We start from the raw sequence: 11,816 nt of genomic DNA, 5'->3' as shown, positions 1-11,816 counted from the left end.
CTAATGACTAATGACTAATACTATCGTCAATTACTTGCTTAAAGAGAAAGTGGTCAAAGTTATTTATGATTTATTATTTATAGTTATAAATAATAAATAAGTAAGTAAGGGGGCGGTTGATTTTTGAGCGTACTATTCACAAAAACCTTACGGCTTAATTGTATTTTCAATTAAAGGAATATTATTTTCCTTAAACAGCTTAGATATAATGTTTTGGGTTAAAGGTTTAATTAAATAGCCTTTAGCGCCTAATTCAATCGCTTTTTTAACTATTTGTTTATTCTTATTGCCTGTTAACATGATCAACGGTGTATCAAGATTTTTTCCATTGGTTTGTTTCATTTGGCCCAAAAGATATAACCCGTTAGTATCTGGTAGGCTAACATCGAGCAAAACAATATCGAAATGTATATTGTTAAGAGCAAGCAATGCTGTTCTTCCGGTACTAGCGGTTTTGACATCTAGCTTATATTTATTCAGTAAAGTATTTGTTAAATGTATGCTAATGGGATCATCTTCTACTAATAACAATTTAATAATACGCGAATTGTTATTATTTTGTATCTTCTCTAGTTCTTTCTCAGCATTCTCACTACTTGCATTGTAAAGTTTGTTAAAAGACGTTGGCGGGTTAATATCATTATTATTTTGAGCGTTATTTTCCAGCGCATTAATTAATCCACTTAACAAATCTAATGCTTTATTTTGTAATTCTACCAATCTGGGGCGAATTTCGTCAGAGCGTATTGACGCTAAAATATTTTTAACAACACCAAGGTTAATGTCAACATTGTGATGACATTTAATTTGTTCTGTGGCTTTGTTAATAGAATTTTCAACGTCGGTAATACTTTCTTCAAAAGACAGTCTAAGCTTTTCCTTTAGCTCTAGGCCATGCAGTACAGTTTCTCTAATTTCTTTTGCGTAAGACTCTTTTTGATAAATATATTCTAATGCCACACTTTTTTTCAGACCTACTCCGAGTTTAGCCAGTAAATTTGAACACACAACAACCGCACGTTTTTTCTCATAAAGTGGATTTGTAATTATATAATCATCAATAATATCATTCTCGTAAGCTTCATATGCTTCATTTTCTTCCCCTGCAGAAATAACAGAGATAATAAAGTGCTCACAAGTTGGCTTTACTAATACAGATTTAAGCGAACTATAATAGATCATTAAAGATCGTTGAAAAGTGGTTGTATCGATAAGAATTATTTTAGGTGTTTCATCTTGAAGCTGATTTTCAAGTGCAGATAAAGCGGTAACGACCAGTACTTTATCAAAGTGATCAATTAAGACTTTAATTAATAACTCGCTATCGCCACGCTCAGCGGTATATAAAATAATGTTGTGATGTTGCAATTGCTCTACTCCTTAAGCCAAAAATCTACTCTTAACTTCACTAAGTTCGACATTTTATTATTAATTTTAAGGTACTTACATTTATCGAATATAAGTTAGCATTTATACCTTCCTTGCTAATATGAGTATAACCCAACATTGTTATCAATACTTTGGATATCTTTCATATCATGAAGTCGTTCAATATATGAAGATTAAATGTTAAATTATGAGGGAGAAGGCTACAACGAGAATTTTTTTCAGGGTTAATGACAGCGGTTGACGTCATTAATGACGTTTTAGGATATCGCGTATTAGGCTTTGAACATATAATGAAATACGTACACTGTGATGGATTTTTGGGGCAGTAATACTGACACCATCCGTTATCGCCAACACCATGGTATCAATTAGCTATTGGCAATCGTCGCTCAGTATACGTTTAACTTCAGTCGTTCTTTTCCATAAAACGGCATTGCCTCATTGAGCGATGGAATAGGGTTACTTTTAGTTTGATGTATTTATTAATCTTTTGTTGTAATCGTCACTTCAATATTTTTACTGTCGCCAGCAAACCACTTTTGCACGTAAATAGATCCTAAAATAGGCGGCATGCCATTTTCTGGTACTTCTTTATATCGAACACTGTTTTTATTATGTTTCTCAAATTCGAATTTAATGACTTTTTCTGACACCGCTAGCTCAACCTTTATTTAATATTTTCCGGTATTGTATAAGCGTCAGTCAATAAATCCTAGTATTGTACGTTGCTTTTATTGCGGTTACTTTTTATAAATACTTTGTTTTGTAGTGCACCAAGCTTATTATAGGAGTGCTAGCTATATTTGAGTAGATTGATGAAATAAACCTTACCTTTTAAAATTTCTTTAATAAGACTCGACTTGGCGGTAACCTTACAGGCATTAAATTATAAACAGCCATCGTTGGTGAGAAAAATACACTTGAATACTGAGCTAAAAATTGATTTTATTAATGACATTGAGAAGATAAATGCGGGTGATTGGCAGCATTTAAAGGATTCATCTTGTCCCTTTCTTTCTTATGAGTTTTTTAAGGCGCTTGAAAAAAGCCAATCGGTAAGTACTGAACAAGGTTGGCAAGCCCATCATTTGGTCGTAACCACTGAAAATGAAGTAACGGCGATCATGCCGATGTACTTGAAAAGCCATTCGTGGGGGGAATATGTTTTTGACTGGGACTGGGCAGATGCTTATAAACGAAATAATATTCATTATTACCCTAAATTAGTGGCTACCATTCCTTTTACACCAGTGAGTAGCGATAAATTACTCTCTTCACAGGTTGAAATAAAGGCATTATTTCAGTCATTAATGGAGCATTGTCAGCGAAAAAATATTAATAGCTGGCATATTTTGTATTGTAAAGAAATAAAGGCCCCCCTGCCTAAAGATGTTTACCAGCGTAATACCGTGCAATTTCATTGGTCTAATTACGGTTATAAAACATTTGATGATTTTCTGCATACTTTTACTTCGCGTAAAAGAAAGAATACTCGTAAAGAAAGGTTATCAATTCTCGATCAAGGTATTGAAATACGTCAGCTGAAAAAAAATGAAATAACAGAAAAAGATCTCGACTTTTTTTATTTAACGTACCAACTAACCTATTTAAAAAGAGGCCATCAACCTCACTTGAACTCTGCGTTTTTTAAGCAAATATTGCTTAACATGACGGATAATATTCTATTGATTATTGCCAGTCATGACCAAGAAGATATCGCTTGCGCGCTATTTTTTTATGATGATACGCATTTATATGGGCGTTATTGGGGCTGCACTCGACACTATAATAATTTACATTTTGAGCTTTGTTATTATCGAGGTATCGAATTCTGCATTCAGCATAACTTGAAGGTTTTTAATCCCGGCACACAAGGTGAACACAAAATTCAAAGAGGTTTTGAACCCATTTTAACGTACTCTTACCACTGGATAAAACATCCTGCTTTTAAAGAGGCAATTAAAGCGTTTTGTCAACAAGAGCAAAAGCATATGCTAATGTATCAACAACAATGTCAGCAATTATTACCTTTTAAACAGGTGTTAAAAAAACATAATGAATAAGCCCTTTTCTCAAGCATGTGACAATAATAAATCACCCATTTTAAATGTTTTGAAAAAAGTGTTTTCAAGCAATAAGCATGTGCTAGAAATTGGTTCAGGCACTGGGCAACATGCTGTTTATTTTGGTCAGTATTTACCCCATTTAATATGGCAAACCAGTGATCTATTAATAAACCATCAAGGTATTAATACGTGGTTAGATGAAACACCAGCGACTAATGTACAAAGGCCTATTGTTGTTGACTTAAATCACGACTGGCCTGTGCCTAATAAAAATATGCGGTTTGATAGCGTATATACCGCTAACACATTGCATATAATCAGTTGGCCCTTGGTGATTAAATTTTTTGAGGGCCTTGCACAAAACTTAACGGCTAAAGCAAATGTCTGTATCTATGGGCCCTTTAACTATCAAGGCAGATTTTCTAGCGAAAGCAATGCTAATTTTGATCTTTGGCTTAAGGAAAGAGATATAAATAGTGGTATTCGCGATATAGAAGCCATTTTATTATTAGCAACTTCAGCGGGCCTTCATTTAGTTGATGATCATGTAATGCCAGCGAATAATCGTTTATTAGTTTTATCAAAAAAATAAGATACGCGTCAAAAACTGATGTTGTCATATAAACAGCTAAACTTTGCATACGAGGTATAATAGTAGAGCCATGAACTTATTCCCCACCTTATTAGAACAACCGATTAATCTTTTACCTTACGATGGCGAGGTCCATTATTTTGGCGAAGTTATGTCATTACTCGACTGTGATTATTATTTCAGCTGCTTGCTTAATCATAGCGATTGGCAGTGCGACAAAGCGATAGTCTTTGGTAAACTTATCGAAACTAAAAGAAAGGTTGCTTGGTATGCTGAAAAAAGTTTTCGTTATACCTACTCAAACATCATGAGAACCGCTTTACCTTTTTCACCCGTGTTACTTTCCTTGAAAGCTCTTGTTGAACAACATACCGGTGAAACCTATAATTCTTGCCTGCTTAACCTTTATCACAACGGGGAAGAGGGTATGGCATGGCATAGTGATGGGGAAAAGAATTTACAAGAGTTAGGTGCTATTGCTTCGTTGAGTTTTGGTGTCGAAAGAAAATTCGCTTTTAAGCATAAACAATCAAAAAAAGTGATTGCATTACCCTTGAAAACAGGCAGTTTATTAGTGATGAAAGGGGTTACCCAACAGCATTGGTTGCATCGTTTACCACCGAGTAAGTTGATAAAAGACGCAAGAATAAATCTAACGTTCAGAACTATTGTTGATGATTAATGTCGTGTTTACACTGCAATTTTCGATAATAAGCTAAGTTATAGCAATATAGAGTAAGGTTGTTGATACGGCGATAAAGTAGATTTGACGCTCCGTTTAATACAACTGATTATACAGCCTTAATGCAAGTTAATATTATGTCAGTGCTATGTTGATGTTAAGTGCTCTGAACGTTAATTCCCCTCACACCTTGCACTATGGATGTGAGGGTAAATTTATGTACTTGTTGTTATGTTAGCGATGTTAGTTATTTTCCAAGTGTAATATCGTTTTTATAATTTCATCAGGATGCTGAAATACCGCCATATGATCACTATTTATTAGTGGAACATATTGACCTCCCGATGCTTTGCTGATGAATTGACTCCACTGTGATCCTTCTTGCTGCCATAACAATAAAGTATCAAGATACTCTGGTTCTGCATTTTTTATATCATGAGATTCAAAGTCAGTGTCAATTACCGTGATTGGAATTGATGTTGACATTTTACTGCCTAATACGGCGGCTAAGTCGTCATGATAGTTGATGATTTCTTTCGCTCGAATAAGTTGTTTATCAATATCTGCTCTGCCTTGGCTGATTAAATCAAAATATGACCAATCCATCATATCCTTGTAGTCTAAAGGGATGAGTTCGTTGATTGTTGAACGCTCATCGTTGAGTTTATCTAACGTTTTTTGTGTCCAATTACCTTGTTGAATATGTTCGATTAACGTATCCCCAGCTTTTCGATACCAAGAGACAGGCCAGTCTTGGTAAAGGGCGATAGAATGTGGTAATAAAATGTCGGGGTCAATCCAAACCATGCCTTTAAGATGGTCTGTGACTTGTAAGGTTTGAGAGTTCTGCCATACATGAGCTAATATATTTGCGCTGGCGAAACTAACCATAATGAACTCGTCTTCATTAAGTATGGCAAGTGTTTTATCTAATGCCGGTGCAAACGATGCATAAGAAGGTTGTTCAACTAAACTACTAAAGCCATTACCGTAACGTTCTATAACATGCACACGATTGGTTCTGGCAATTAAAGGTTGTAATAGCGAATACCATGCACTGTCACTATGATAATTTTTATTAAATCCTGACAGGAGAATAATAGCGGGTCCGGAATGTTCAAGCCCCATGCTTCGCACATTTACATCTTTGCTATGCTCTTTTTCTATCCGGTATAAACTAGTGTGTTTATCGAACTTTTTTTTACTCACTGAATCAAAAAAGTTAATCACTTGTTTGGTCGTATCAAAATGAGTAAATGCCCAACTATGGCCACCATCTTCAATAGCGACTAGTTGATTAATATGGGACTCATTTTTAAAGGTATACTTTGAAATATCGTTACTTTTTTCAAATTCTACATCAGCATCAATGTTGTTTTCTTTGGCGATTAAATGAATGGCCGATTCACTTGAAATCAGTCCAAAATTTGAATGTATTAATCCTTCAAATGGCAACGTGGTATCCTTTTTACCATGGACCATCAAGTAATTAGTGCTATGTTCAATTTGACATTGCAGAGAAAGATTATCTGACATAGGTGAAGCAACAGAGGCTATCGAATTAAAATTTAGTTTACTGTTACACATCAAATTTTGGGTGAAAAGCCCGCCTTGAGAGAAACCTACTGCGTAAAGTTCATCGTCAATAATATTGAACTTCGTTTTTACATCAGCCACTACATCTTCAACAAAACGAAGGTCGTCAATGCCTAAACGGTGCGGTTTATTACAATGACAACCTTCATTCCACTCTTCTACTTTTGACTGCGGGTAAACGACAATATAATTGTCTGAAGCAAATTCAAATTTAGTCAAACTTCGCATGCTTTTTGCGCCCTGCATAGAGCCGTGAAACGCAAGTAACAGTTTATAAGATTTTTGAGGATCAAAGTTTGTATTGGGTGTGGCGATATAATAACTTCTATCGCTTAATGTTATTTTTGTTTTATCATTTAATTGCGAAGTTGTAATACTCGCGGTCGAATTTTTTTCGTTACTATTACAGCCTAAAAGTAGCCACATAATGACGACTGTTTTTAATGAAATGTATACATATAAACGCATTGTCTTTACTCTTTTTAGATAGGGGTTCTAGCAAATCATCTATTTATTTCAGCATAAACAGATCGAGCTTATGTTTTTAATATGTTTATGTTATCTTTTAAAATATAAAGTTATTTCAATATCATAGAGATTTTATGGCTGTTCATATCGCCAATGTTATATTCGATGTAAAGCAGAGAATACTAAAAAATGGTACTCAAAGTCGAAATCTTGAACCCAAAGTTTTCAACTTATTAACAACGTTGTTAGCTGCTGACGGTCAAATTGTCACGCGTGATCAACTGATAGTAAAAGTATGGAACAATCGTATTGTTGGTGACGGAGCTATTAATAGAACGGTGTCTCTATTACGTGGACACTTTTCGGCATTAACCGATGAAGCTGTTGTTGAAACAGTGCAAACTCAAGGTTATCGATTAATAGCCAAAGTGCTTGAAACTGAGCAAGAAACAACTGAAGTTGAAACAAAATCAGCCAAAAATGCCCCGGTAATAAAAGCAATGTTTAGCTTGAAATCGATCAGTTTTATGGTAATTGCCTTACTGGTGATAATTGCCTTACTGGTGAACATGGTATTTTTGAACGATTCATTTAAGCTGAACAGTTTTACTCATCAAAGTAACCTTTCGTTAGTCAGTGGGCCATTAATTGGTTTGAAAGGATGGGAGTATCAGCTTTCAACAACCGAATCTGGTGATAAAATATTATTTCATCATTTAGATGAAAACAACAAACAATCGGTGTATTTATACGACTCTAAAACACATACTAAACAGCTTGTGTTAATGAATGCCTTTGCGGCAATTAATGGCAATGGAAAAAATATTGTTTTTTCAACAACCATTGATAATCAGTGTTCAATGGCGGTTTATGATGTATTAACAAAGGAAAAGCACACATTATTTACCTGCGATGAGCCACCAACCTCATTAGTTTGGGGACAAAATGATACCTTTTATTTTAATAAGCGTTTCAGTAAATCTCATCCATACCAAGTATTTAGTTATAATATAAAGACTAGCCGATTAAGACAAATAACAAATCCAAGCAGTAAAGATAATACCAAGGGTGATTTTCACTTCTCTTATAATAGTCAAAATAATCACTTAGCTATTATTCGTTATATTAATGAAAATAAATCCAAAATCATTATTAACGAAGCAGAATTTCAAGTGGCAGAATATACGGTAGATCTGCGGGTGAGTAACCTTGTTTGGCATCCAAATAAAAGTGCATTAATTATTGCAGATAATAATAATCTTTATGTTTTAAACGCTGACAGCCGATACCAGCCATTAAAACAACTAGCATTCAAAATTAACTCATTAGCGGTTATTCCAAGTATGAAAGCGCCTTCATTATTAGTGAGTAGTTCCAGTATTGTTAGTGAAATTGTGAAATATGACATTCACAATAATCGTGATGTCGTTTGGCAACAAAGTGCACGAGCAGAGCTACTGCCGCGCATGCAAGCTAATACAAAATTAGTGTTGTCAACGCGTTACAAGAGTCATCATTGGTGGAAAATAGAAGGCAGCGAAGCAACTTAATTGATGTGAAATTACCCTTTGATTTGCAGTTCGTTCGCTATGAACTGTCTGACGACGGGAAACGTGTATTATTTACTAAACATGGTGTCGTTTTTGAGTTAGATCTCGAAAAAGGTGTTTCTGAAGCGGTATTTTCTGAGCCAAAAAGTAGTTATGTTGCCAACTATGATAAGCGTAATAAAGAAGACATTATCTATAGTAGCAACCATTCTGGACATTGGCAGTTATGGTTATACCAACGCGCTACGAATAAGCATAGTCAACTGACTTATTCTGGTGGATACAGTGGCAGAATTATTGGGCAGTATCTTTATTATTCTAAGTTTACTGTAGACGGTTTGTGGCGTAAAAAACTAGCAGAGCCAACAGAATGGCTTGTAATTGAAGATTTTAATCGCATCAATTGGCTTAATTGGCAGGTTATTAATAACCAACTGTATTTTTACCGAAAAGCTACGGGGATTTGGCAGCATGACATTGAAACGGGTGAAGAACAATTATTGATGACAAAACCTCATGATTTTGTTCACCAATATGTAGTGTCGCCTGACCAATTAAATATTTTCTGGGTACGGCTAAAACCGATTGAAGGGGATATTTATCAATATGAATTTTAGATTTTTAGTGCGGTTATCACATACCTTTCATTGCTGTTGATCGATGTATTTGTAAAAGGGTAGCAAGTGATTAAAATTAACTGCGAGTCATTGGCTGAAATTGGTAGATAGCCTGCTGAAGCGTCAATAATATCAATCGTTTCAACGTGATAACGCTGGTTTTGACCATTTTCGTCAGTCAATGAAATTATATCGTTGATAAATACCTCGTCGAGAAATGAAAAGTGACTATCTCGATGTCCGGCAACCACAAGTGGTTGCTTACTCATGGTTTGATTAAAAGGGGCAATGGCACCGACTGAAAAAGCCAATGTGGTGGCATCTCCGCCGTTAAGCACGACAACACGTTTGTTTAAACGTTGAAATAAAAGTTCTGCAATTGGGTAAGTGTCAGCCCAAGGCCAAGGTTTAATTTTTTGCTTTAAATCAATGCTTTGATGCCAACTGTAACTCATTAATTGTTGAGATAGCCATCCTTTGGTGGGTAACCAACTGGCATGGAGACAAAGTAAGCTACCGATAACAAGCAGTGAGGTTTTAATGATGCTTTGCACGGCGAAACCTCCATTTGAAGCGTTTACTTGCGAGCCAGGTAAAGTCATAGAGGATGACCAATAATAATATCGAGAGGCCGAGCATAAATTGCAACTGCCAACCTATAGCTGTTTGCGGCATAGCAACCCGCAAACTCTCGTGGGCTTGGATCACACTGTATTTAGCTTTTTCAATAGCTGATAAGCTTTTTTTAGCGAGTAACAACGTAGTTTGGGGTTGTTTTTCTACGGCGATAAAACTGGTGTACGGAGAAATTATTTGATGATCTAGCGATGTACTAATAACGGCTGATTTTACCTGTTGGCTATTAGCTCCACTGACTAGACTATCGAGCAAACTCTCTATTTTTCTTCGAGCCCAAAGTGTTGAAGTACCTTTGAATGATTGCTGGCTATTAATAATTAATTGTTGGTACCAAGGCGCCGATGCTGTATTTCCCGATAATTGGATACTCGTCATAGGAAACTGGGATTTAAGTGCAACTTGCAATGGCTCACCGAAATACAAGTCAGGGATCTTTTTAGGATAAACTTCAACGTATTGATGAACTTGATTATCAAGTATTAATTCAATGTTCGTGATTGCTGGTCGACTTATTTTTTTCATGAACGCGCTCATTTTTACTTCAATTTCTTTGTTATTTTGTATAAATACATAACTCCCTCTACCAAACTGAGCCGCTTTCTTCATAAAATAGCCATTAGGTGCGCCACCAATGCCTACGGTATATAAACGAAAATTTCCTTGAGCGTTGCTCAGTAGCTGCATAAGCTCAAATTCGTTAGCGACAGCACCATCAGTCATAAAGACTATCTGGCGAATAGCTTTTGCTGATTGCATTGCACTTTTTTTCATTATTAAGGCGTTACTCAGTGGTCGATACATTTCAGTGCCGCCATCGGCCGTCAATTCGCTAATAAATTGCTGTGCGGTTGTAATATTTTTTTCTGTAGCCATGGTAGTGAAGGGAAACAATAATTGAGTTTCGTCATCGAAAGCGATGATATTAAAGCTGTCTTTTTCGTTAAGTTGTAATATCGCTAGCTTTAAACTTGCTTTCGCTTGTTCAATCGAGGGACCTTGCATTGAACCTGAAGTATCAATGATAAAAATAATATCTCGTGCAATGACTTGTGCTTGGTCTAATTTTGGCGGAAAGAATGTGAGTAAAGTATAATGTTCCCCTGAAATTTCTTGCGAAAAGCTGCTGACTTGAGCTTGAACGCTTGGCAATAACTGCCAGCTTAAAGTAAAGCTTTTATTAGACACCACGGGCGCTTTTTTTAACGTAATATAAAAACCGTTTTGATCACTATTTAACGGGCGCATTGTTATTTGATGACTCGCACTGAAGATAGAGGTAATAGCAACGCCAGCAGTTAACTTAATAGTTATTGATGATTGACTGCGAGCTATTGGCGGATAATGTAGTGTTGAACTTGTCGTTGAACTTGTCGTTGGGTTTTTCTTGGGACCATCAGTTATTTGATGGTATGAAAGTGGTTGATACCTTTTTGTTATAGCAAGAGGCAGGCGAAAATTGAATTTATTTTGATGATAAGATACGGGCATAATGAAAGTTAAAGTCACAACAACAGTTGATTGTGCAGGGATGTTTGCTATTTTATTCATAAATAAATTAGGACGATGTTGTTCAACTAAACTTGCTTTTTTACCTTTTGTTTTCGCTTTTTTATAAACAGCTCTTGCTGTTTCTTTTTCCATTATTTTACCCACTATCTCTTTATCACCAACGCTTATTAGTAATTTTTTTACCGCGGCACCTTCCGGTAAGGGAAATTGATAGGCCCCCTCTAAGGTAATCGCATGAGGGTTAATGAATGTTTGTTGCATTGTTACATGAGCCACCAAACCATTAATTTCAACGTCGGCCTTAATATCAACAGGAAACGTTGCACGCATTGTTGGGTTAGGGTGTTCAAAATGCAGTTGAGGCCCCTCAATGAGCGAATTATCATTCGCTATCATTTTGTCCATATCCATATTATTACTTTGTGCGAATGGTATGAAAAATAGGGCGAAAAACCCGATAAGTAATAATATAAGTGATATTTTCAACCATTTATTACGACGCTTTTTACGCTGTTGTCGGTAATAATAGGAGTCTTGATAATCTACAAATTTTAGGCTTTTTTTAGAAGAGAACATGCTTTGCTCTTGTTTTTATGTGGTGTGGGTATTTAAACAAAGCATTGAGTGTTAGTGCGGGCAGTATAAGGGCGAAGTACTGACAAAATATGTTTAAAATATGGCAGATAAGGTTTTTGTTGCACGTGAGCA

General features: G+C 35.7%; 10 protein-coding genes. 5 read left to right on the top strand and 5 right to left on the bottom strand.

All coding sequences use genetic code 11. The features are described from left to right. Positions 1-147 precede the first annotated feature (147 nt). Together H4J73_RS13435 and H4J73_RS13430 are read right to left on the bottom strand one after the other, a co-directional pair. Entirely contained in the window at positions 148-1,368 is a 1,221-nt protein-coding gene (locus H4J73_RS13435; RefSeq protein WP_182181237.1) for a response regulator, read from the bottom strand. A 503-nt stretch (positions 1,369-1,871) separates the two neighbouring features. After that, complete coding sequence (locus tag H4J73_RS13430; protein ID WP_182181236.1) at positions 1,872-2,042, bottom strand: hypothetical protein; 171 nt, start codon at positions 2,040-2,042, stop codon at positions 1,872-1,874. A gap of 207 nt (positions 2,043-2,249) precedes the next feature. Between H4J73_RS13430 and H4J73_RS13425 the strand changes: the two genes are divergently transcribed. The 3 genes from H4J73_RS13425 (at position 2,250) to H4J73_RS13415 (ending at position 4,729) form a co-directional block, all read left to right on the top strand. After that, positions 2,250-3,452, top strand: coding sequence for a GNAT family N-acetyltransferase (locus tag H4J73_RS13425; protein WP_259366699.1), 1,203 nt, complete (start codon positions 2,250-2,252; stop codon positions 3,450-3,452). Further along, on the top strand, positions 3,445-4,047 hold the full coding sequence (locus H4J73_RS13420; protein WP_182181235.1) for a DUF938 domain-containing protein: 603 nt from the start codon (positions 3,445-3,447) through the stop codon (positions 4,045-4,047). Before H4J73_RS13425 ends, H4J73_RS13420 begins: the two co-directional genes overlap by 8 nt. A gap of 70 nt (positions 4,048-4,117) precedes the next feature. Then, positions 4,118-4,729 carry an alpha-ketoglutarate-dependent dioxygenase AlkB gene (locus H4J73_RS13415; protein ID WP_182181234.1) on the top strand — a complete coding sequence of 204 codons (612 nt, stop codon included), beginning with the start codon at positions 4,118-4,120 and terminating at the stop codon, positions 4,727-4,729. A gap of 243 nt (positions 4,730-4,972) precedes the next feature. Here the strand turns inward: H4J73_RS13415 and H4J73_RS13410 are convergent, their stop codons facing one another. Further along, entirely contained in the window at positions 4,973-6,793 is a 1,821-nt protein-coding gene (locus tag H4J73_RS13410; protein ID WP_182223431.1) for an alpha/beta hydrolase, read from the bottom strand. 134 nt (positions 6,794-6,927) lie between these two features. Between H4J73_RS13410 and H4J73_RS13405 the strand changes: the two genes are divergently transcribed. Together H4J73_RS13405 and H4J73_RS13400 are read left to right on the top strand one after the other, a co-directional pair. Next, positions 6,928-8,343 (top strand): winged helix-turn-helix domain-containing protein, encoded by a 1,416-nt coding sequence (locus H4J73_RS13405; protein WP_182223430.1) that lies wholly within the window; start codon positions 6,928-6,930, stop codon positions 8,341-8,343. A 5-nt stretch (positions 8,344-8,348) separates the two neighbouring features. After that, positions 8,349-8,960 (top strand): hypothetical protein, encoded by a 612-nt coding sequence (locus H4J73_RS13400; RefSeq protein WP_182223429.1) that lies wholly within the window; start codon positions 8,349-8,351, stop codon positions 8,958-8,960. Here H4J73_RS13400 and H4J73_RS13395 read toward each other — a convergent pair. Next, positions 8,957-9,514, bottom strand: a complete 558-nt coding sequence (locus tag H4J73_RS13395; RefSeq protein WP_182181231.1) for a class GN sortase — start codon at positions 9,512-9,514, stop codon at positions 8,957-8,959. The genes H4J73_RS13400 and H4J73_RS13395 overlap by 4 nt on opposite strands. After that, a complete protein-coding gene (locus tag H4J73_RS13390) occupies positions 9,498-11,684 on the bottom strand; it encodes a marine proteobacterial sortase target protein (RefSeq protein WP_182224971.1) in 2,187 nt (728 codons plus the stop codon). The genes H4J73_RS13395 and H4J73_RS13390 overlap by 17 nt, the downstream gene beginning before the upstream one ends. Positions 11,685-11,816: the final 132 nt, after the last annotated feature.

Source organism: Colwellia sp. MB3u-41 (assembly GCF_014076845.1).
Classification (GTDB): Bacteria; Pseudomonadota; Gammaproteobacteria; order Enterobacterales; family Alteromonadaceae; genus Colwellia_A.
The sequence above is the reverse complement of the archived record's forward strand: the minus strand, read 5'-3'. Positions and strand labels throughout refer to the sequence as shown.

Coding starts and splice junctions, on each gene's coding strand:
- H4J73_RS13410 (WP_182223431.1), bottom strand. CDS start 6,793: ATGCGTTTATATGTATACATTTCATTAAAAACAGTCGTCATTATGTGG.
- H4J73_RS13405 (WP_182223430.1), top strand. CDS start 6,928: ATGGCTGTTCATATCGCCAATGTTATATTCGATGTAAAGCAGAGAATA.
- H4J73_RS13390 (WP_182224971.1), bottom strand. CDS start 11,684: ATGTTCTCTTCTAAAAAAAGCCTAAAATTTGTAGATTATCAAGACTCC.
- H4J73_RS13420 (WP_182181235.1), top strand. CDS start 3,445: ATGAATAAGCCCTTTTCTCAAGCATGTGACAATAATAAATCACCCATT.
- H4J73_RS13415 (WP_182181234.1), top strand. CDS start 4,118: ATGAACTTATTCCCCACCTTATTAGAACAACCGATTAATCTTTTACCT.